Here is a 20,022-nt window from a genome sequence, read left to right as displayed (position 1 = left end):
ACGGGGAGAGGAGACGCTCAGGCCGTGGCGGCGATCGACCGGCGCAGCAGCGCCTCCAGCCAGTCGGTGAAGACGCGAAGCCGCCGCGACAGATGGCGGCGGTGCGAATAGACGAGGTGCATCGGCATTGGCGCGGCGCGGTGCGCGGGCATCAGATCGACCAGCTCGCCGCGTTCGACATGCGCCCTGACATCGTAGGCAGGGATCTGGATCAGCCCCAGCCCGGCGAGGCAGCAGGCGATATAAGCCTCCGCATTGTTGGCGGTGACGCGCGCGCGCACCGGCAGCGTGCGGTGGGCGCCGTTTTCGACCCATTCCCACGGCTCCACCCTGCCGCCGGCGGGGGAAGCGTAGCCGACCGCGAGATGGGCGGGCAGGTCGGCGGGGCTTTCCGGCGTGCCGTGGCGGCGGAGATAGGCGGGGCTGGCGACGTTGATCAGCGGCAGTGAGCCGATCGATCGCGCGACCAGGCCGGGTTCGGTGACGGTGCCGACGCGCAGGGCGCAGTCGACGCTTTCCTCGATCAGGTCGACCGGGCGGTCGGAGACGCCGAGGCTGATCGTCATGCCCGGATAAGCGTCGAGGAACGCCCCGAGCGCCGGGGCGACAATCAGCCGGCCGATGCGGCCGGGCATGTCGATCCGCAACTCGCCCGACGGCCCTTCCGCTCCGTCCCGAAACAGCGACTCCGCATCCTCGACATCGGCCACCAGGCGCAGGCAGCGTTCGTAGAAGGCGGTGCCGTCCGGCGTCGGCGCGACCCGGCGGGTGGTACGGTGGAGCAGGCGAGTGCCCAGCCGCGCTTCCAGCCCGATCACCGCCGCAGACACCGACGAGCGCGGCAGGCCCAGCGTTTCCGCCGCACGGGTGAAGCTGGTGCATTCGACGACGCGGGCGAAGATGCGGAAGTGGTCGATACGGTCCATTGGTCGGCATTCCTGACCGATGTTGTCAGAGATAATGGCTTTATAGCGCAGGCTTGGCGAATAATCTGCCCGCCTCAAGTGACCGCCAGAAGGAGGACCGGGAATGGCCGACCATGCAATCGAGGGAAAGACAGTGCTGATCGCCGGCGGCGCGAAGAATCTGGGCGGGCTGCTGGTCCGCGACCTCGCCGGGCACGGCGCCAAGGCGGTGGCGATCCATTATAATAGCGATGCGGCCCGGGCGGCGGCGGAGGAGACGCTGGCGGCAGTCCGCGCGGCAGGCGCCGCCGCCCACGCCTTTCAGGCTGATCTGACCACTGCCGCGGCAGTGGAGGCGTTGTTCGCCGACGCCAAGGCCGCGATGGGCGGCATCGACATCGCGGTCAACACGGTCGGCAAGGTGCTCAAGAAGCCGATGGCCGAGATCAGCGAGGCCGAGTTCGACGAAATGAGCGCGGTCAATTCCAAATCGGCCTTTTTCTTCATCAAGGAAGCGGGCAAGGCACTGAACGACAATGGCAAGATCTGCACGCTGGTGACGTCTCTGCTCGGTGCGTTCACGCCGTTCTATGCGTCCTATGCGGGGACCAAGGCGCCGGTGGAGCACTATACGCGCGCGGCGTCGAAGGAACTGGGTGAGCGCGGCATATCGGTCACCGCGATCGGGCCGGGGCCGATGGACACGCCGTTCTTCTACCCGGCCGAAGGCGCCGACGCCGTCGCCTATCACAAGGGCGCGGCGGCGCTGTCGCCATTCTCGCCGACCGGACTGACCGATATCGGCGACATCGTACCGTGGATCCGCTTCCTCGTGTCCGACGGCTGGTGGATGACCGGGCAGACCATCCTCGTCAACGGCGGCTACACGACGAAGTAGTGGGTGTCGGAGCGCGGGTTTTCGCGGTGCAGGAGAGGTTTAGCGCGAGGCCATCTGGCGGGCGAAGTGGATTTCCAGCGCCTGGCGGAAGCCGCGAGCGATGCTGTCGCGGCCCTTCTTTGAGCCGATGAACGCCAGATCCTCGTCGTTGGTGATGTAGCCGCATTCGAACAGCAGCGAGGGCACGTCGGGTGCCTTCAGCACCATCAGCGACGCCATGCGGTGCGGGGTGGCGCGAAACGGCACGTCCGGCGCCGCTTCGCGCTGAAGCAGGCGGGCGAAGCTGGCGGCGGTGTTCATCGTCTCGCGCTGGGCGAGGTCGATCAGAATCGAGGTAACGTCGGCGTTCTCGCCGCTGAGGTTGACGCCGTGGACGATGTCCGCCTTGTTCTCGCGCTGGGCGAGCAGGGCCGCCTCGCGATCCGACGCGACTTCGGACAGGGTGTAGATCGTCGCGCCGCGCGCGTCGGCGGACGGCGCGCTGTCGGCGTGGATCGAGATGAACAGGTCCGCGCCCAGCCGCCGTGCGATTTCGAAGCGCTCGCGCAGGACGAGGTAACGGTCGTCGTCGCGGGTCAGCGCGACGCGGACGCGGCCGCCCCTGACCAGTTCGTCGCGGATCGCGCGGGCGACGGCGAGGGTGATGTCCTTTTCCCGCTTGCCCCTGGTCGGCGACAGCGCGCCCGGATCGTGGCCGCCATGGCCGGCGTCGATCACAACCAGCGGCCGGCTGTCGTCGGAAGGCCCGGCAACCGCGGGGAGGGCGACCGCCTTGCGCGGCGGGTCGAGCGGGACGGTGACGCTGTAACGGCGGTTGGCGGTGGCGCTGCGCAGCCCGGCGGGGGCGAGGAAGTTGCTGCGCCCCTGCCGCACGGCGGCGGTGAAGCGGGCCTGGCTGGCTGGGCGGAGAGCAAGGGTCAGGGTGCCGCCGTCGGCCGAGAAGCTGCCGTTCGCGACGACGACCGGCGCCGACAGGTCGAAGACGAGGCGCACGGTGGTCGGGTTGAACCGGCCCTGGCGGATGCGGACGACGGCGCCGCCCGGATTGGCGGCGGCGCCCGGCTCGACACCGGCGACGTCGACCGCGATGCGGTTCGGACCGTCGACCATGAAGGCGGAAGCGCTGGGGATCGGCCCGTCGAAACGGATGGTGATCGCCGACGCGGTTGCGTCGACGCTGCGGATCGTCGCGGCCGCCGCCGGGTGGCCGACAAGGAGCGCGGCGATCATCAACAGCACGGCAGCCATGCCCGTCTCTTGCCGCGTGGATCGTTGACCGGTCCAGCCCAAAATCATGTCTTCCGCGCTCCCTGACGCGTTTGCAATGCGTTGTTAACCATTCCTCGGATAAAAGTCTAAATAGATCGTTAATCGCCCGGTGGCGGTGACGGTGGAAAGGAAATATTCGTGGCTGTGGTTGCCGTTGCGTCGGGCCGATGCTAGCTAATGCCAGTACCGGCAGGCGGATGTCTCCGTGCCGGTTCGAAGATCGCCCGATTTTCCCGGCGATCCATCAGGTTGACGCTGCAATGAGGCATTTTTCCCCCAACGTCCATCGCGAGGCTTCGGCCGGCGGTGCGTGCGGATGGGGGCGTTGGACGGACCAAGAGTCCGCCCGTGCCCCGGCAGCAGAGGCAATTTCCTTTGTAACCGACAAGACGGCCGCGGTGCCCACCGGCACGGCGCCGCCGTCTTCATTCAACCGCGTGCCGGCGGCGGCCAGTGCCCCGCCCAGGCGCGCCCGGAGTATCATAAATGACCATGCGCATGTTGATCGACGCGCGCCACCGGGAGGAAACCCGCGTGGCCGTCGTCAAGGGAAACCGTATCGAGGAGCTTGATTTCGAATCTGCCGAGCGCAAGCAGCTCAAGGGTAATATCTATCTGGCCAAGGTGACCCGCGTCGAACCGTCGCTGCAGGCGGCGTTCGTCGACTATGGCGGCAATCGCCACGGTTTCCTGGCATTCAGCGAAATCCACCCCGATTATTATCAGATCCCCAAGGAGGATCGCGAAGCGCTGCTGCGCGAGGAGGCGGAGCATGCCGCCGCCGAGGAGGCGCTGCGGTCCGCCGAGCAGGATGACGACGACGATGCCGCCGACGCTGATGATGCGGCGGAGGATGCCGCTTACGACGGCGAGGTCGGCGATAACGGCGACGAGGACGCGTCGGCGGAGGGCAACGACGCCGGCGCCGACGACAATGCCGCCGAGACCCTGCGCCAGAAGCGGATGAACCTGCGCCGCCGCTACAAGATCCAGGACGTGATCCGCCGGCGGCAGGTGCTGCTGGTTCAGGTCGTCAAGGAAGAGCGCGGTAACAAGGGCGCGGCGCTGACCACGTATCTGTCGCTGGCCGGCCGCTATTGCGTGCTGATGCCCAATACCGCCCATGGCGGCGGGATCAGCCGCAAGATTTCGGATGCTGCCGACCGCCGGCGGCTGAAGGCGGTGATGGCGGACCTGAACCTGCCGAAGACGATGGGCTGCATCGTCCGCACCGCTGGGCTGCAGCGCACCAAGACCGAGATCAAGCGCGATTTCGACTATCTCGCCCGGCTGTGGGACGGCATTCGCGAGACGACGCTGCAATCGTCGGCGCCGGCGCTGATCTATGGCGACAGCGACCTGATCAAGCGGGCGATCCGCGATATCTACAACCGCGACATCGACGAGGTAATTGTCGAGGGCGAGGAGGGCTACCGCCTCGCCAAGGATTTCATGAAGCTGCTGATGCCCAGCCACGCCAGGCGGGTGCAGGCCTATGCCGATGCGGTGCCGCTGTTCCAGCGTTACGGCGTCGAGGACCAGTTGTCGCAGATGTACCAGCCGCTGGTCCAGCTGAAGTCCGGCGGCTACCTGGTCATCAACCCGACCGAGGCGCTGGTGTCGATCGACATCAACTCCGGCCGCTCCACCCGCGAGCACGGTATCGAGGCGACGGCGGTGTCGACCAACCTCGAGGCGGCGCACGAGATCGCCCGCCAATTGCGGCTGCGCGACATGGCCGGGCTGGTCGTCATCGACTTCATCGACATGGAGAACAACTCCAATGTCCGTAAGGTCGAAAAGGCGATGAAGGCGGCGCTGGCCAACGACCGGGCCCGCATCCAGGTTGGCCGGATCAGCTCGTTCGGGCTGATGGAGATGAGCCGCCAGCGCCTGCGCACCGGCGTGCTGGAGGCATCGACCCGGATCTGCCCGCATTGCGAGGGCAGCGGCCTGGTGCGCACCGCATCGTCGGCCGGCCTGTCGGCGCTGCGTATGCTGGAGGATGAGGCGGCGCGCGGGCGCGGGTCCAAGCTGCTGCTGCGCGCCAGCCAGGAAGCCGCCTTCTACGTGCTCAACCACAAGCGTGCCGAACTGGCCGAGGTCGAGGACCGCTACGGCGTCCGGATCGAGGTGGCGCAGGACGGTGAAGCGGAAGGCGCGCGGATGAGCGTCGAGTCGAGCGGCCCGCCGCCGGCCTACGCCCCGCGCTTCGCGCCGCCGCCGGTCGAGGAGGACGACGACGATTTCGTCGAGGAGATCGACGAGGAGGAGAACGAGGCCGAGGCGCGCGGCGACGGCGAGGCCCGCCCGCGCGGTGAGGACGGCGAAGGGCGCGGCCGCCGTCGCCGCCGGCGGCGTGGCCGGCGTGGCCGGCGCGACGAGGGCGAAACGAACGGGCAGGACGGTCAGCACGATGTCGATGCCGAGGCGGAGGCCGAACTGGTCGAAGCCGGTGACGACGACGGCGCCGATGGTGCCGCCCCGCAGGACGGCGCGAGCGAGGAGGAGATCGGCGAAGGCCGCAACCGCCGCAGTCGCCGTGGCCGGCGCGGTGGCCGCCGTCGCCATGCCGGCGACGCACCGGCGGATGCCGGCGATGCCGTCGATGCGGATGCGGTGACCGAAGACCTGCCGGAAGAAGCGGCGGTCGCGGAGCCGGAAGTGGCGGCGCCGGTGGCCGAGCCGGTCGAAGAAGTGCCGGTCAAGACGACACGCCGCCGCCCGCGGGCTCGCAAGGCGGAGCCGGCGGCGGAAGCCGCTGCCGAGCCGATCGCGGCCGAGCCGGCACCGGCGGCTGAGCCGGAAGCGGCCGAGAAGCCGAAGCGGGCGACGCGCCGCAAGGCTCCGGCCAAGGCGGCGCCGGCGGAAGCCCCGGCCGAGGCGGAGAAAGCCGAGACCGTCGCTGAACCGGCACCAGAAAAGCCGAAGCGGGCCCGGCGCGCGCCGGCGAAGAAGGCCGCTGCCGTTGCCGTTGACGCGGAAGCCCCGGCCGCCGTTGCGGCAGAGGCGCCCACGGACGTGGCCAACGATGAGAATGGCCAGCCGCGCCGAGGCTGGTGGCAGCGGACTTTCGGCGCATCGGAATAAGGGAAGTAAAAGGGGGGTCAGGCGCGGTTCAGGCCGTATCGGGCAGGAGTGCGTGATGGCTGGGACAGGTGATCGGGGTCGTGGGCTGCACGCGATCTTGCGTGGCCTGCTCGCCCTGTGCCTGTCCCTTACCCTGGCGTTCCAGCCCGCTTTCGCCCAGTCGCTGCTGCGCGACGCGGAGAGCGAGGCGCTGTTTGCCGACCTGTCCCGCCCGCTGATCGTCGCCGCCGGGCTCGACCCGCGCAACGTGTCGGTCGTGGTCATCCACGACAACAGTATCAATGCCTTCGTCGCCGGCGGCCAGATCGTCTACCTGCACAGCGGGCTGATCGCGGCGGCCGACACCGCGGAGGAGGTACAGGGCGTCATCGCTCACGAGCTTGGCCATATCGTCGGCGGGCACATCATCCGCATCGGCGAGGGGGTGAAGACAGCGACCGGCATCACCCTGGTCAGCCTGCTGCTGGGCGTGGCGGCGATAGCCGCCGGCGCGGGCGAGGCGGGCGCCGGGATCATGGCTGCCGGCCAGCAGGCGGCGACGGGCAAGTTCCTTGCCTTCACCCGCACGCAGGAGGCGGCGGCGGATGAGGCCGGCGCGACCTATCTGAGCAAGGCCGGGATCAGCGGGCGCGGGTCGCTGTCCTTCTTCAAAAAATTGCAGAATCTGGAATTCCGCTACGGCTACGGCATTGACCGCGACAGTTTCGCCTACGACCACCCGATGACCGGCGAGCGCATCCAGTTCCTGACCGGCCGCTACCACGGCGACCCGGCCTGGAACACGCCGGCCGACCCGGCGATCGAGGCGCGGTTCGAACGGGTGAAGGCGAAGCTGGTCGGCTTCGTGTCCGATCCGAAGACGACGCTGCGCGACTATCCGGAAACCGACAAGAGCATTCCGGCCCGCTATGCCCGGGCCTATGCCTATCACAAGTCCGCTTACCCGGAGAAAGCGGTGGCGGAGGTCGACGCGTTGCTCCAGGTGCAGCCGGATGACCCCTATTTCCTGGAGTTGAAGGGGCAGGTGCTGCTTGAATCCGGGCGACCGAAGGACGCGATCGCGCCGCTGCGCGAGGCGGTGGCGGAAACGCGCAACCAGCCGCTGATCGCGGCGATGCTCGGCCATGCCCTGATCTCCACCGAGGACCCGACGCATTTCGACGAAGCGCGGCGGGTGTTGAAGGCGGCGGTGGCGCGCGACAACGACAACCCCTTCGCCTGGTATCAGCTCGGCATCGTCTACGACCGCGAGGGCGACCAGCCGCGTGCTGCGCTGGCGACGGCGGAGCGCTACAATCTGATCGGCCAGCCGGGGCTGGCGCTGGTCAACGCCCAGCAGGCGCTGAACGGCTTGAAAACGGGCACGCCGGACTGGCTGCGCGCCCAGGATATCGTAATGGTCTCCCGCGCGGCGGCCGAGAATGGGAAACGGAGACGATGAGCGGCGGACCGGGTTGGAAATTGCTGGGCGCCGTCGCGCTCGGCTCTGCGGCGGTGACCGCGATTGTCGTGACGGTGGCGATGCGCCCGGCGGATGAGGCGGCAGCGGGGAACCAGGTGCGCGCCTATCTGCTCGACAACCCGGAAGTCATTCCCGAAGCGATGGCGAAGCTGCACGAGCGGGAGACGGCGAAGATGATCGCCAGCAACCGCAAGGCGCTGGAAACGCCGTTCGCCGGCGCGTGGAACGGGGCGAAGGACGGCGATGTCGTCCTCGTCCAGTTCTTCGACTATGCCTGCGGCTATTGTCGGGCCAGCCTGCCGGACGTGCAGCGCCTGATCGCAGCGGACAAGCGGGTGAAGGTGGTGTTCCGCGAGTTGCCGATCCTGAGCGAGGAAAGCGAGGACGCCGCCCGCGTCAGCCTGGCCGCCGCCGGCCAGGATCGCTTCGTCGCCTTTCACGATGCGATGTACGCGACCGGCCGCCCGGCCAAGGCGACGATCGAGGCGGCGGCGCGCAAGGCGGGGCTGGACGGCGCGGCGGTCGCGACCGCCACGCATTCGCCGCAGGTCGAGGCGGAACTGGCCGGCAACGTTCGCCTGGCGCGGGCGCTGGGGATCAGCGGCACGCCGGCCTGGGTCGTCGGCGACAAGGTGCTGTCCGGCGCGGTCGGCTACGACATGCTGAAGAAGGCGGTCGACGAGGCGCGGGCGGGGGATTGACCTGAGTGCCGGATCAGGCGGCGACCGGCTGACCCGACACTGCGTCTGCCTGTCTGATAGCCGCCGGTGCGTGGGGCGCCGGCAGGCGGGCGAGGGCGGCCCAGGTGACAAGCGTCAGCCCCGCCGCGACGATGCCGTCCGCCGCATAATGCCAACCGAGATGGACCGAGCCGACCCAGATCAGCAGCGCGTAGAGCGCGGCGGCGATGCCGAGCCGGCGGTCGCACGTCCAGGCGGCGCAGGCGAACAGCACCGCCATCGCATTGTGCATCGACGGCATGGCGGAAATGCCGGCGCCCATCGCCATTTCCGGCGCATGATGAAGCGACAGCAGGCCGTGTTGGTAGACGAGGGCGTATAGCCCGGGCGCACCCTGGGCGAGGAGAAAGCGGTTCTGGTCGTCGAGCAGGCCGGTCAATGCTGCGAAGCGGCCCGGATCGGCCTGAAACGCGCCGTAGAAGCAGGGGCCGGCCGCTGGCATCAGATAGGCGAGGATTGATCCCTGCACGATCCACAGCAGTACATAAGCGAGCAGATAGCGCTGGCGGAGGCGCGCCCGCGGCGGTGCGAAGGAGCAAAGCGCGACGCCGACGACCATCGGCAGGAACCAGCCGTGATAGGCCATGTCGATGGCTTGCGTCGCCCATGGGCTGGGCAGCGCGGCGTGGGTCAGGCGCCAGGCATCGGCGCCGAACATCAGGCGGTCGGCGGCGTCGGCATAGCCTTCGAACCAGAAGCCTGCTGTCGGCAGGTAGAAGGCCTTGTAGATGTTGTAGCTGCACAGCAGCACCACCACCGTCAGTAGTGGCGCCAGCACCGACAGGCCGCGATCGGCCGCCCAGCTACGCACTGCGAAATGGCGGGCGATGGCGAAGGCGGATGCGTCGCCGCCGCTTCGCTGCACCCTGACCGTGGCGCCGAGCAGGACGCAGAGCCCGACCATCGTCCACACCGAGCAGAGCGACAGCGCATAGCCGCCGAGGAATTGGAGCAGCGCGGGCAATTGCGGACGGCACAGGGCGAGGACGACGACCATATAGGCGGCGGCCAGCATCAATGGGGCATGATCCAGGCGCCAGGTCCGCACGCGGGCATTTCCTTTCCCGCGTCCGCATGCCCGATCAGGGCTTTACGTTCGGTTATCGGCAGTCAGGCGTTGCCGTTGTCCGTGTCGCCCGGCCGCCCCTTGAAGCCTTGGGCAATCACGTACCATTCGGACGATTCCTTGCGGCTGGCGGGGGGTTTCGCGTGCTTCACCGTTGCGAAATTGCGCTTCAGCTCGGCGACCAGCGCATTGTCGGCGCCGCCCGCCAGCACCTTGGCGACAAACGCGCCGCCGGGGCGCAACGTGTCGACCGCGAACTGCGCCGCCGTTTCGACCAGGCCCATCGTGCGCAGGTGATCGGTCTGGGCATGGCCGACGGTGTTCGCCGCCATGTCCGACAGCACCAGGTCCGGCGCGCCGCCGAGCGCCTCGATCAACCGTTCCGGGGCGCGATCGTCGGTGAAATCCATCTGGAACAGGGTGACGCCGTCGAGCGGGTCCGTCGGCAGCAGATCGATGCCGACGACCGCCGCACCCGGCGCGAGCTTGCGGACGACCTGGCTCCAGCCGCCCGGCGCAACGCCAAGGTCGACCACCCGCTTCGCGCCCTTGATCAGGCGGAAGCGCTCGTCCAGCTCAATTAGCTTGTATGCGGCGCGGCTGCGATAGCCTTCCGCCTTCGCCTTGCGGACATAGGGGTCGTTCAGTTGGCGCTCGAGCCAGCGGGTCGAGGCAGCGGTGCGGCCACGCGCGGTGCGCACCCGCTGGTGACCGCTAGGAGGAAGGCCGCGGCTCACCAGCCGTGCCCGTCGCGCGCCATCAGCGTGCGCAAAATGCCTTCGCGGATGCCGCGATCGGCGACGCAGAGCCGTTCGGCCGGGAACATGTCCAATATCGCCTCCAATATCGCGCAACCCGCGACGACCAGATCGGCGCGCTCGGTGCCGATGCAGGGCAGCAGCGCTCGTTCCGCGACCGGCAGCGCCGCCAGTTGCCGGCTTATCCCGCGCATCGCCTCCGCCGGCACGACCAGCCCGTCGACCGCGCGGCGGTTGTAGCTGGGCAATTGCAGGTGGACGCTGGCCAGGGTGGTGACCGTGCCGCTGGTGCCGAGCAGCCGCGCAGTATCGGCGGCGACGGCGGGCAGGTGCGGCACGAACGGCGCAAAGGCGTCGGCGACCCGCGCCCGCATCCGCGCATAGGCGGCGATCCGCCCGGCCTCGTCCGCCTGATCGACCGGTTCGACCTCGGTCAGCGAGACCACGCCCCAGGGGGCGCTGAACCAGTTGACCGTGCGTGGCTGCGGCCCCGTCGTGTCGACCAGGATCAGCTCCGTCGAGCCGCCGCCGATATCGAAGATCAACGCCGGCACTTCGCCGGGTTCGAGCAACGCGCTGCAGCCGAGCATCGCCAGCCGCGCCTCTTCCTCGGTCGAGATGATGTCGAGGGCGATGCCGGTTTCATGGCGGACCCGTTCGATGAACTGGGCGCCGTTGCTGGCCTGCCGGCATGCCTCCGTCGCCACCGAGCGGGCGATGTGGACGCGGCGGCGGCGCAGCTTTTCCCCGCAGACGCACAGCGCGGAGACGGCGCGGTCGACCGCCGCGTCGCACAGTCGCCCGTTGCCGGCCAGCCCCTCGCCCAGCCGGACGATCCGCGAAAAGGCGTCGATGATGACGAAGCCGTCGTCGGCGGGACGCGCGATCAGCAGCCGGCAGTTGTTGGTGCCGAGATCCAGTGCGCCATAGGCGCGGCGATCATGCGACGACACCGGAGGAATGGAACGCGCCCTGCGGGGCCGGGTGTCGTCGGCCCCCAGCGGCACCGCAGTGGAGGGATCCACCATTAATCGGGCCAATCTATGTTTCATCCGGATCGGGAATGCCGCCGGTACTTGCCCCGACGTTATCCTGTGGCGGGACGAGCGGCAAGCGCGCATCCCGGCGGCGCATGCGGGGTGAGCGGCGGCGAACGACAGGCTCAGGGACGTCCCGAAATGGAACAGTGAATTCTGCGTCATGGTTAATGATTGATTGCTCCGTCGCCGGAAAGGCACAGTGGGAATCGTTCATCCGTATCCATCCAAGGGGTTATTTCATGAAACTTTCTCTGCTCGCCACCGCTGCTGCCGCCTCGCTGATCGCCGCGCCGGCCCAGGCGGCGACCGTGATCGATCTGCTGCCCATCGGCTTCGGCACCTTCGTCGGGCTGTTCGGCAATCTGGACCCGGCGACCGGCCAGTTCACCGACGAATACGAGTTCACCGTCGCCGATGGCTCGGTGACGAGCACGATCGGTTCGGCCGGCATCTGGTTTACCGGTACGGCGTTGCAGTTCACCTCCGTGACGCTGAACGGGACGCCGTTCGACGTCATTCTGGACGGCGCGATCGACTTCCGCACGCTGATCGACCTGCCGGTCACCGCCGGCAAGCAGACGCTGGTGGTCAAGGGCATCGCCCAGTCCCACGCGAGCTATGGCGGCAAGGTCATCTACACCAAGGGGGCGGGGGCCGCCGTTCCCGAGCCGGCGACCTGGGCGCTGCTGATCGCCGGGTTCGGCCTGGTTGGCGGTGCGCTGCGCAGCCGCCGGCAGGTGCGCGTCACCTACGCATAAGCGAGGCCATAGGGTCACCAAGGGGCGCCGCCGGCCTTCGGGTCGGCGGCGTTTTCGTGCCGTGTGCGGGGTTGTCGAAGGTGGGAAAGCCGCGCCCCACAGCTTTCGCCCGATCGGCCGGTCATGACCCTTGACCGGCTGAAACCCGCGGGTTAGTGCCGCGCCTCCGGTGCCCCGTCGTCTAACGGCAAGACTACGGACTCTGACTCCGTCAATCGTGGTTCGAATCCACGCGGGGCATCCAGCTTCCCCTTGATCGTCGCAGCGCGCAGGCCGGCGCCGGTTCGGTCGGTGCCGCCAGGCCCGACGCTAGAAGTCGTAGACCAGTGACGCGCGTGTCTGGGTGTCCAGCGTCTTGCGGCCGGCCGGCGGGTTGCCTTCGTATTGCAGGTTGTAGGACAGCCGCGCCGACAGCGGGCCGATCAGCTTGGCATCGAGCGCACTGGTCGAGACGACGGTGTTGTTGGTCGTGTCGAAATAGGCGGCGCTGTCGTTGGTCAGCTTCAACGTCCGCGATAATTTGAGCGCGATGCTGGTCGATCCGCGCGCCGCCGGGCTGTCCTCCCGCGTGCCGTCGATGAAACTGGTGAAGCGGAAGGCCGGGCCGGCGTTGACGTCGATGGTCAGCGCCGGTGTCGACACGGCACGGTAGCCGATGCCGAGCGCGGCCGAGTAGCGGCTATCGTAGCCGAGGAACGGATCGCGCTCGTACTGGGCGACGCCGGCGACAGACAGGCGCTCGTTGACCTTGTAGCTCGGTTCCCACGATGCGGTGTAGGCTTCCCGCGTCTTGATGCCCTTGTCCTCTTGATAATCGGCGCGCAGGCGCAGACGATGGCGCCAGTCCAGCCCCTCGCGCCGGATATCCAGTCCGGCGGACAGGCCGGCGGCGTTGCTGTTGCCGCTGTTGCGGAAGCCACCGATGTCGGTGCGGCCCTTCCACAGGTCGAGCGGGCCGGCCTCGACAAGCTGTTCCTTGCGGGCGGCGCTGCGCGCTGCGCGCCAGGCGGTGACGCGGGCGTCGACCTCATCAGCGGCATCGGGGGCGGCGAGGCGGACGTATTTGGCGACGGTGACGATATCGCCCTCGCTGTTGGAGGCGAGCGCTGCATCGAGCATCTGGCGCAGTGGTTCGGGCAGACTGGCGGCGGCGGCGGGCAGGGCATGCAGCAGCACGCAAATGGCGGCGACGGGGGCAAATCTACGCATCGGCTCCTCGATACTCATGGCTCAGCGTGCGTCTGGCAGTGCGCCGGCGGCGCCCTGCCGGTACGATGGTGCCGCGCATCCGGGACAGCCGGAATTTCGGACACCCCCCTCAGATGAGGGAACGGAACGCCTTCAGGACATCCTCGTACAGCGTCTTTTTGAACGGAACGATCATTGTGGGCAAGTCTTCCGGCTCCGCCCATTTCCAGGCGCGGAACTCCGGATGCGGAGTGGCGATGTTCACATCGGTGTCGGTGCCGGTGAAGCGGGCGAGGAACCAGACCTGCCGCTGCCCCCGCCAGCGGCCCTTCCACAGCTTGCCGGCCAGATCCTCCGGCAAGTCGTAGAACAGCTCCTCCCGGTGGCGGGCGACCAAGTCGACATGGCGCGGCGTGATGCCGGTTTCCTCGTTCAACTCACGCAGCGCCGCCGCCTCGGCGCCCTCGCCGTCGTCGATCCCGCCCTGCGGCATCTGCCAGGCCTCCAGCTCGTTATCGAGCCGCTGGCCGACGAAGACACGGCCGACCGGGTTGAGCAGCATGATGCCGACGGCGGGGCGATAGAGCAGAGGGCGGTCGATCATCGGCAAGGGCCTATACGTTGAAGCGGAACAGCAGCACGTCGCCGTCCTGGACGACGTAATCCTTGCCTTCGGCGCGCTGCTTGCCCGCGTCGCGCGCGCCGTTCTCGCCGTTGCAGGCAATATAATCGGCATAGGCAATGGTTTCGGCGCGGATGAAGCCGCGCTCGAAATCACTATGGATGACGCCGGCGGCCTGCGGCGCCTTCGCGCCGTTCTCGACCGTCCAGGCGCGTGCTTCCTTCGGGCCGACGGTGAAGAAGGTGATCAGGTGGAGCAGTGCATAGCCGGCGCGGATGACGCGGGCGAGGCCGGTTTCGGCAAGGCCGAGGTCGACGAGGAAGTCGGCGCGGTCCTCGGCCGGCATCGTCGCGATCTCCGCCTCGATCGCGGCGGAAACGACGACGGCTTCCGCCCCTTCCGCCTTCGCCTTGTCGAATACGCGGGCGGACAGGGCATTGCCGTCGGCGGCGTGCGCTTCGTCGACGTTGCAGACGTAAAGCACCGGCTTGGCGGTCAGCAGTTGCGCCTGTTCGAAGCAGCGCTGCTCGTCGGCATCGCGCGGCGCGGTCAGCCGGGCGGGCTTGCCGGCGCGCAGCAGATCGAGCGCCTGCCCGAGCACGGAGGCGGCGGTCTTCGCCTCCTTGTCGCCCTGCTGCGCCTTCTTGACCAGGTTGGGCACGCGCTTTTCAAGGCTTTCAAGGTCGGCGAGCATCAGTTCGGTCTCGACTGTCTCGGCATCGGCGATCGGGTCGACCCGACCCTCGACATGGGTGACGTCGCCGTCCTCGAAGCAGCGCAGGACATGGACGATAGCGTCGACCTCGCGGATGTTGGCGAGGAACTGGTTGCCCAGTCCTTCGCCCTTCGACGCGCCGCGCACCAGCCCGGCGATGTCGACGAAGGCAAGCTGGGTTTCGATGATCTTCGCCGAGCCGGAGATCGCGGCAAGCCGGGCGAGGCGAGGATCGGGCACCGCGACCTGGCCAACATTCGGTTCGATGGTGCAGAACGGATAATTCGCCGCCTGCGCCGCCGCCGTTTCTGTCAGTGCATTGAAAAGCGTTGACTTTCCGACATTCGGAAGGCCGACGATACCGCAGCGGAAGCCCATGAGAAATCCCGTGATAGTGCCGCCGCCCGGCGGCGTGATGGCGGCCAGATAGGCCGATCAGGCGTGCAAGACCAGTCCGCGCCGCATCAGTTGCGCGGCGTTTCCGTGATCCGCGGACGCGGAAGGCGCGGCGGATTGCTTGGCGTCGCCACCGGCGGGCGGTTGTCGGCTTCCGGCTGCTTGCCACCCGCCTCGCCACGGCCGGGCACGCGTGCGGCGGGTAGCTTGCGGTCGGCATCGTCCGGGGTGATGGCGCGCCGCTCGACCGGGGGGACCGGCTTGCCGGTGGATGGCAGCGCGCGGCGGTTGGCGCCGCGATCCATGTCGCCCTCCGCGCGTGGGACGCCGCCGATATGCTTGGTGTCGGACGTGTTGCGCTCCGCGGCGTTGCGGATGGTGCCGTCGACCGGCGTGCTGTCCGCCGTTGTCGGCGTGGCGACTGGCTTCACTACGGTGGCGGTTGCGGTTGCGGTGGCGGTGGCGGTGGCGCTAGGGGTTGGCGTCGGGGTGGGCGGCGCGTCGGCGGGGACGGCAGCGTTCGCGGTCTGCTCGGCTGGCGGTGTGCTGCGCTGGCAAGCGGCAAGCGCCAGCACCGATCCGACGGCGAGCACAACGATGGGGGACAAGCGGGGCATCCTTTCTCCTTCGTCTGCCCGGGCGCCGGCTGCGACGGGACTAGCCCTGCAGCCGTAGCGCGACAGCGTTCATGAACCGCGCGTCGTCACCCTGCGCCAGCCATTCCGCCTCCGCCGCGACGGCACCGAGCATGTCGGCGAGCGGGTCCATCTCCGCCTTGGCGAAATTGCCGAGGACATAGGGCGTCACCCGGTCCCTGTGACCGGGGTGGCCGATGCCGAGGCGGACGCGGCGGAAGCCGTCGCCGACATGCGCCTCGATCGAGCGCAGGCCATTATGCCCGGCAGTGCCGCCGCCGGTCTTCACTTTGACCTTGAACGGCGCGAGGTCAAGTTCGTCATGGAAAACGGTGAGGGCGCCGATGTCGAGCTTGTAGAAGCGCAGCGCCTCGCCGACGGAACGACCGCTTTCGTTCATGAAGGTCGCCGGCTTCAGCAGCAGCAGCTTTTCGGCGCCGACGCGGCCTTCGGTCGCCCAGCCCTGAAACCGGGTGCGCGGCGGCGGGAAGCCGGCGACAGCTTCGATCGCGTCGATCGCCATGAAGCCGATATTGTGGCGGTTCAGCGCATATTGGGCGCCCGGGTTGCCGAGACCGACCCATATTTGCATGGTCAACGCCTTCCTGTCGCCGCCCCGGCAGGTGCCGGGGCGGCGATCATCAGGTGTCGGATGCTATTCGCCGTCCGACTGCTTGGCGGCGGGAACGTCGCCGGCGGCGGGCGCTTCCTCTTCATTGTCGCCTTCGGACGACTTCAGCGCCGACGGGGCGACGACGGTGGCAATGGTGAAATCGCGGTCGTCGATCGTCGGGGTCGCGCCTTCCGGCAGGGTGACGTGCGAGATGTGGATCGAATCGCCGACATCGCGCCCGGTCAGGTCGATGATGACCTCATCCGGGATACGCGCCGCGTCGCAGGCCAGTTCCAGCTCGTGGCGGACGACGTTCAGCACGCCGCCGCGCTTGATGCCCGGCGCCTTGTCTTCGTTGATGAAGCGCACCGGCACCGCGACGGTGACCTTGGCGTTCGCCGAGACGCGCAGGAAGTCGACATGCAGCGGCCGGTCGGTGACCGGGTGGAACTGGACGTCCTTCGGCAGGGTGCGGATGGTCTTGCCGCCGGCTTCGACCATGACCAGCGAGTTCATGAAGAAGCCGGTATGCAGCAGCTTCATCAAGGCCCGCTCCTCAACGTGGATCGGGGTCGGTTCCTGCTTGTCGCCGTAGATCACGGCAGGGACGCGGCCGGAATTGCGCAGGGCCCGGGAGGCTCCCTTGCCAGCCCGGTCGCGCGTCTCGGCCGACAGCGTCAGCACATCGCTCATCGCATGTCTCCAATTCGCTTGGGTTTGAACAATCCCGCCATGCCTCCAGGGATGACCATGGCGCGGATGGCGGGCGCATAGCGGGCAGCCCGCGCAAATGCAAGGGAAGCCGACGACGGGTAGTGTCTCAGTTTGAAATTGCTTCCCGCTTTTTATAGGGGCCGCGCTTTTTCGGTGCCGGAGCCGCCGCGTCGATTTGCGCGATAATATCCTCCAGCGACCATAGCCGATCGGTGATTCCCGCTGCCATGGCTGGCGACATGCGCAGCGTCTTATGGATGCGGCAGAAATTATAGAAGGCGAAATACAGCGCCAGCGCGTGGATATGGTTGTCGAGCTTCTTTGAGAAGCCGTTCGTAAGCCGGGTGAAGCGGCGCATGGACATGCGCATGGTGAGGTTCTGGCGCTCGACATAGCTGGTCGAGACGTGTGCGATATCGGGATTGCCCTCGCGACGGATTTTCTTGATCCCGGTGCATTCAGCGGGGCTGTAGCGGCCCGGTGCGCTGACCGTGGGGCCGTATAGCTTCACAAGCTGGGCATAATCCACGTCTGCACCGAACGCGCCCTCCACGGCCTCCAGATAAGCCTTGTGGCCATCCGTGGTGAGCTGGACCCGGTTGGCGAGGCGATCGCGAAGATCGTCCATGAGGATGATCGCGCTTTCGCCCGAACGATCGCCGACGAAATACGAAACGATCAGCTTTGTCTCCGCGTCGATCGCGGTCCACGTCCACACGTCGCCAGCACCTTCCGGTGCGGCCTTGGCGGTCGCGACGTTCTTTTGCTTGGCGTGGCAGAACGACCAAATCTCGTCGCACTGGATGCGCGACGCCTTCACGTTGCGCACGGTTTCGTCGTGGAGGGTCAGGCAAGCCTCGCCCGCTTCAACCAGTAGCTTCGACACCGTGTTGATCGACACGTCCGCAACGCGGCTGATCGAGCGCATGGACGACCCTTCGCATAGCATGGCGAGGATTTGAGTGCGCTTGGCGAGAGGGAGCTTGTTCATACCCATTGGATATGAACTTTTATACTTAGCGTCAAGCATGTATTTCACTTTAGAGAGGGGGCAATCTCCACGTGATCGTCGTTGTCGAGCGCGCCGGGCGGGAGCCCGACAAGCTTCTCTATAACGCTGGACGAGAAACCCAGCGCTGCCTTCAACTCGTCTCGTTTGATCCTTCCGGCCATCAGAACCATTTCAGCGATTCTTGTGAGCAGAAGCGGTTGTTCCAAAGGCAGGCCATCGGGGCCGTCCAACGGCTCCTGCTTGCGCCACTTCCTCGCGGAAATCTGCTTGTAGAGGTTCGTTACCTGCTGCTCGTCAAATATACCCAATGATTTACAGCGATAAACCATCGCCGCTATCGAAACCTTCCACCTTTGCTTAAGATCGACAAATGCCAGCAAGCGTGGGGAATAAATCTCGTTCGGGAATGACTTTCTGGGCAATAGAAAGGCGGCTGCAAATCGATCGGCCTCCTTTTCAATTTCTTTCAACGTCTTCTCGTCTTCGATTTCTTCCGCACCCACCCATTGGTGCATACACAAATGCCCCAACTCGTGAGCTGCATCTAGCCTTGCCCTGGCGGCGCTATCCTTATCGGACGCCAAGAAAACAAATGCCCGATCGCCCCGCCAAAACGAGAAGGCTTCGATCTTTTCATCTGGAATTACGACTCTGCAAACAATGATGCCTTTGGATTCGAGCAACCGGACGACATTGGAAATCGGCCCGAGACCTAAACCAAAATGATCGCGAACCGTCTCGGCGATCTGCTCGATCTCTTCTTCCGAATAACGGTTGGTGCCCGTCTCGTGAGGCTCAAAACTCGGCAGATTGAGTTCAGGGTAATTCACAAAGGCATCGAAGGCGTAGGCCGTCTGAGCGAGCCAATCGGCATACACTGCGCAGGCCGAATTTCGTCTCTTCGTGTCAGCGCCGACTTTCCGATAAAAGTTCGCGCTTGCTGGCCCGAAGGTGGGCAAATCACCGCGAGTGAAGAAGCTAATGGGCTGCTCCAGCTCGCGTGCTATCGCTGCCATGGTGGTGGGTTCTGGCTTCTTAGTCCCCATTTCATAGGTTGAGATCGACTGTCTCGTGACGCCAACGGCGTTCGCGAGTTCGGATTGGTTCCAGCGCTTGGTAAGCCGCGCTTCCAACAGACGCTCGGGAATCAAAAGCCGCCCTAGACTCTCATCGCGGGCGGCTTTCGAGAACTGAATAATGTTGTCGTTAGCCGCCATGATCCTTCTTCCATTTCGCGATGTCCTCCTTCAAGAGCCCCAGGTTCTCGAAGTCGGTATCGGTGTCTTCCGGTGGCGGGCCGTCCGCCTTGATCTCGTGAGGCATCTCCAGCAGATTTTTAGTCCGATAACGATAGCCGTTCTGATGTTTGGGATCGGGTATGCACAGATGCGAAAACGAGAGCGACTGATGCCCGTGCGTCAGAAGGATATGAGGGAGGCCATCGATCCTGCCTTCTTCCTCAAACTCCGGCAGATTGAAAAAGGGCGAGTTGCTGACCCGGGCGTTGGCGCGGAAGACCACATTACGGGGCTGCTTCGTCGGATCCACAACCTGGCTGATCGTCACGACCGAATGGCTCGGACGGATCGCAAGATAGCGTCCGGTCGGACGAGCAAAAAACTCCCAAGAATAGTCGAAAGGAAGCGCCCCGCTTTCCACCAACTTGAACACGCCGAAATCAACGGCCCACGAGACAAGGCGACCACGGTTCCACTGCACGGTCGGTATCTGGAATGCGGGTTCGCTGGCGATCCAGAGATCAGCCGTGCGGTATGCCGTTTTCAGCGTGGTCGCCACCAGCGGACGAAACTCCGAGGGGAATTGGTCATCGACGAACTGGCGAGGATTGACGGGATTCATCGGCTGGTTCCGGATGCTGTGAGCGCCGCGCAACCAGAATGGCATTCTGTTCAGATTTGTCAACCGTGATCTTTCGACCAGCGCTTTTCGGCTGCTTTTCGCGCGATTTCCGCCCGCCGCTCCGGCGTCATGGACTCCGCGCGAGCCTTCCCGCCCTTGCGCCCCAACTCGGCGGCGGCGCTGGACAGCTTCTCGTCGCGCTCGTCCTCAATCTCGCCAGTGGCAATCTTACCGATCATCACGGCGAGACCAATAGCGTCGGCGGGGCGCTTCTCTCCACG

20 protein-coding genes and 1 tRNA gene are annotated in these 20,022 nt (G+C 66.6%); 6 read left to right on the top strand and 15 right to left on the bottom strand.

Annotated features, from left to right (window positions below):
* Positions 1–17: 17 nt before the first annotated feature.
* Entirely contained in the window at positions 18–926 is a 909-nt protein-coding gene (locus tag E4A53_RS09865; protein ID WP_136162940.1) for a LysR family transcriptional regulator, read from the bottom strand.
* 103 nt (positions 927–1,029) lie between these two features.
* Here E4A53_RS09865 and E4A53_RS09860 point away from each other — a divergent pair, with 103 nt between their 5' ends.
* Complete coding sequence (locus E4A53_RS09860; protein ID WP_136162939.1) at positions 1,030–1,803, top strand: SDR family oxidoreductase; 774 nt, start codon at positions 1,030–1,032, stop codon at positions 1,801–1,803.
* Positions 1,804–1,842: 39 nt separating this feature from the next.
* Here the strand turns inward: E4A53_RS09860 and E4A53_RS09855 are convergent, their stop codons facing one another.
* On the bottom strand, positions 1,843–3,051 hold the full coding sequence (locus E4A53_RS09855) for an N-acetylmuramoyl-L-alanine amidase (RefSeq protein ID WP_136162938.1): 1,209 nt from the start codon (positions 3,049–3,051) through the stop codon (positions 1,843–1,845).
* A 507-nt stretch (positions 3,052–3,558) separates the two neighbouring features.
* Here E4A53_RS09855 and E4A53_RS09850 point away from each other — a divergent pair.
* From E4A53_RS09850 to E4A53_RS09840, 3 genes are read left to right on the top strand one after another with little or no spacing between them, the layout of a single operon-like run.
* Positions 3,559–6,162 carry an Rne/Rng family ribonuclease gene (locus E4A53_RS09850; RefSeq protein ID WP_206366294.1) on the top strand — a complete coding sequence of 868 codons (2,604 nt, stop codon included), beginning with the start codon at positions 3,559–3,561 and terminating at the stop codon, positions 6,160–6,162.
* Positions 6,163–6,217: 55 nt separating this feature from the next.
* Positions 6,218–7,603, top strand: a complete 1,386-nt coding sequence (locus E4A53_RS09845) for a M48 family metalloprotease (protein ID WP_136162937.1) — start codon at positions 6,218–6,220, stop codon at positions 7,601–7,603.
* Complete coding sequence (locus tag E4A53_RS09840; RefSeq protein ID WP_136162936.1) at positions 7,600–8,325, top strand: DsbA family protein; 726 nt, start codon at positions 7,600–7,602, stop codon at positions 8,323–8,325. The genes E4A53_RS09845 and E4A53_RS09840 overlap by 4 nt, the downstream gene beginning before the upstream one ends.
* Positions 8,326–8,338: 13 nt before the next feature.
* Here E4A53_RS09840 and E4A53_RS09835 read toward each other — a convergent pair whose 3' ends face one another.
* The 3 genes from E4A53_RS09835 to E4A53_RS09825 form a co-directional block, all read right to left on the bottom strand.
* Positions 8,339–9,412 (bottom strand): phosphatase PAP2 family protein, encoded by a 1,074-nt coding sequence (locus tag E4A53_RS09835; RefSeq protein ID WP_136162935.1) that lies wholly within the window; start codon positions 9,410–9,412, stop codon positions 8,339–8,341.
* A 62-nt stretch (positions 9,413–9,474) separates the two neighbouring features.
* Complete coding sequence (locus E4A53_RS09830; protein ID WP_136162934.1) at positions 9,475–10,167, bottom strand: RlmE family RNA methyltransferase; 693 nt, start codon at positions 10,165–10,167, stop codon at positions 9,475–9,477.
* Positions 10,164–11,216, bottom strand: a complete 1,053-nt coding sequence (locus E4A53_RS09825) for a Ppx/GppA phosphatase family protein (RefSeq protein ID WP_239018242.1) — start codon at positions 11,214–11,216, stop codon at positions 10,164–10,166. Before E4A53_RS09825 ends, E4A53_RS09830 begins: the two co-directional genes overlap by 4 nt.
* A 251-nt stretch (positions 11,217–11,467) precedes the next feature.
* Here E4A53_RS09825 and E4A53_RS09820 point away from each other — a divergent pair, with 251 nt between their 5' ends.
* The gene (locus E4A53_RS09820; RefSeq protein ID WP_168694351.1) at positions 11,468–11,986 is read left to right on the top strand and encodes an FxDxF family PEP-CTERM protein; all 519 of its coding nucleotides are present in this window, start codon (positions 11,468–11,470) and stop codon (positions 11,984–11,986) included.
* Between the two features lie 170 nt (positions 11,987–12,156).
* Positions 12,157–12,230: transfer RNA gene (locus E4A53_RS09815), tRNA-Gln, on the top strand.
* 65 nt (positions 12,231–12,295) lie between these two features.
* Here E4A53_RS09815 and E4A53_RS09810 read toward each other — a convergent pair.
* The 10 genes from E4A53_RS09810 to E4A53_RS09765 all read right to left on the bottom strand — a co-directional run bounded on the left by E4A53_RS09810 (position 12,296) and on the right by E4A53_RS09765 (position 19,980).
* Positions 12,296–13,195, bottom strand: coding sequence for a DUF481 domain-containing protein (locus E4A53_RS09810; protein WP_168694350.1), 900 nt, complete (start codon positions 13,193–13,195; stop codon positions 12,296–12,298).
* Between the two features lie 109 nt (positions 13,196–13,304).
* Positions 13,305–13,778: an RNA pyrophosphohydrolase gene (locus E4A53_RS09805; RefSeq protein WP_136162930.1), complete on the bottom strand. Its 474-nt coding sequence runs from the start codon at positions 13,776–13,778 to the stop codon at positions 13,305–13,307.
* Positions 13,779–13,788: 10 nt separating this feature from the next.
* Positions 13,789–14,889, bottom strand: coding sequence for a redox-regulated ATPase YchF (ychF, locus tag E4A53_RS09800; protein ID WP_136162929.1), 1,101 nt, complete (start codon positions 14,887–14,889; stop codon positions 13,789–13,791).
* A gap of 86 nt (positions 14,890–14,975) precedes the next feature.
* Entirely contained in the window at positions 14,976–15,515 is a 540-nt protein-coding gene (locus tag E4A53_RS09795; RefSeq protein ID WP_136162928.1) for a hypothetical protein, read from the bottom strand.
* Between the two features lie 49 nt (positions 15,516–15,564).
* A complete protein-coding gene (gene pth, locus E4A53_RS09790) occupies positions 15,565–16,134 on the bottom strand; it encodes an aminoacyl-tRNA hydrolase (RefSeq protein ID WP_136162927.1) in 570 nt (189 codons plus the stop codon).
* A gap of 63 nt (positions 16,135–16,197) precedes the next feature.
* The gene (locus tag E4A53_RS09785; RefSeq protein ID WP_136162926.1) at positions 16,198–16,848 is read right to left on the bottom strand and encodes a 50S ribosomal protein L25/general stress protein Ctc; all 651 of its coding nucleotides are present in this window, start codon (positions 16,846–16,848) and stop codon (positions 16,198–16,200) included.
* 127 nt (positions 16,849–16,975) lie between these two features.
* Positions 16,976–17,860, bottom strand: coding sequence for a DDE-type integrase/transposase/recombinase (locus E4A53_RS09780; RefSeq protein ID WP_206366293.1), 885 nt, complete (start codon positions 17,858–17,860; stop codon positions 16,976–16,978).
* 44 nt (positions 17,861–17,904) lie between these two features.
* Entirely contained in the window at positions 17,905–19,098 is a 1,194-nt protein-coding gene (locus tag E4A53_RS09775; RefSeq protein ID WP_136162924.1) for an XRE family transcriptional regulator, read from the bottom strand.
* The gene (locus E4A53_RS09770) at positions 19,088–19,804 is read right to left on the bottom strand and encodes a hypothetical protein (protein WP_136162923.1); all 717 of its coding nucleotides are present in this window, start codon (positions 19,802–19,804) and stop codon (positions 19,088–19,090) included. The genes E4A53_RS09775 and E4A53_RS09770 overlap by 11 nt, the downstream gene beginning before the upstream one ends.
* Entirely contained in the window at positions 19,801–19,980 is a 180-nt protein-coding gene (locus E4A53_RS09765; RefSeq protein WP_206366292.1) for a hypothetical protein, read from the bottom strand. Before E4A53_RS09765 ends, E4A53_RS09770 begins: the two co-directional genes overlap by 4 nt.
* Positions 19,981–20,022 lie beyond the last annotated feature (42 nt).

The sequence above is a fragment of the Sphingomonas flavalba genome (assembly GCF_004796535.1).
Classification (GTDB): domain Bacteria; phylum Pseudomonadota; class Alphaproteobacteria; order Sphingomonadales; family Sphingomonadaceae; genus Sphingomonas_L; species Sphingomonas_L flavalba.
This window is presented reverse-complemented; position numbering and strand designations above follow the sequence as displayed.

Coding starts and splice junctions, on each gene's coding strand:
- E4A53_RS09845 (WP_136162937.1), top strand. CDS start 6,218: ATGGCTGGGACAGGTGATCGGGGTCGTGGGCTGCACGCGATCTTGCGT.
- E4A53_RS09820 (WP_168694351.1), top strand. CDS start 11,468: ATGAAACTTTCTCTGCTCGCCACCGCTGCTGCCGCCTCGCTGATCGCC.
- E4A53_RS09805 (WP_136162930.1), bottom strand. CDS start 13,778: ATGATCGACCGCCCTCTGCTCTATCGCCCCGCCGTCGGCATCATGCTG.
- E4A53_RS09865 (WP_136162940.1), bottom strand. CDS start 926: ATGGACCGTATCGACCACTTCCGCATCTTCGCCCGCGTCGTCGAATGC.
- E4A53_RS09855 (WP_136162938.1), bottom strand. CDS start 3,051: ATGGCTGCCGTGCTGTTGATGATCGCCGCGCTCCTTGTCGGCCACCCG.
- E4A53_RS09780 (WP_206366293.1), bottom strand. CDS start 17,860: ATGAACAAGCTCCCTCTCGCCAAGCGCACTCAAATCCTCGCCATGCTA.
- pth (WP_136162927.1), bottom strand. CDS start 16,134: ATGCAAATATGGGTCGGTCTCGGCAACCCGGGCGCCCAATATGCGCTG.
- E4A53_RS09765 (WP_206366292.1), bottom strand. CDS start 19,980: ATGATCGGTAAGATTGCCACTGGCGAGATTGAGGACGAGCGCGACGAG.
- E4A53_RS09785 (WP_136162926.1), bottom strand. CDS start 16,848: ATGAGCGATGTGCTGACGCTGTCGGCCGAGACGCGCGACCGGGCTGGC.
- E4A53_RS09860 (WP_136162939.1), top strand. CDS start 1,030: ATGGCCGACCATGCAATCGAGGGAAAGACAGTGCTGATCGCCGGCGGC.
- E4A53_RS09810 (WP_168694350.1), bottom strand. CDS start 13,195: ATGCGTAGATTTGCCCCCGTCGCCGCCATTTGCGTGCTGCTGCATGCC.
- E4A53_RS09850 (WP_206366294.1), top strand. CDS start 3,559: ATGACCATGCGCATGTTGATCGACGCGCGCCACCGGGAGGAAACCCGC.
- E4A53_RS09825 (WP_239018242.1), bottom strand. CDS start 11,216: ATGGTGGATCCCTCCACTGCGGTGCCGCTGGGGGCCGACGACACCCGG.
- E4A53_RS09840 (WP_136162936.1), top strand. CDS start 7,600: ATGAGCGGCGGACCGGGTTGGAAATTGCTGGGCGCCGTCGCGCTCGGC.
- ychF (WP_136162929.1), bottom strand. CDS start 14,889: ATGGGCTTCCGCTGCGGTATCGTCGGCCTTCCGAATGTCGGAAAGTCA.
- E4A53_RS09775 (WP_136162924.1), bottom strand. CDS start 19,098: ATGGCGGCTAACGACAACATTATTCAGTTCTCGAAAGCCGCCCGCGAT.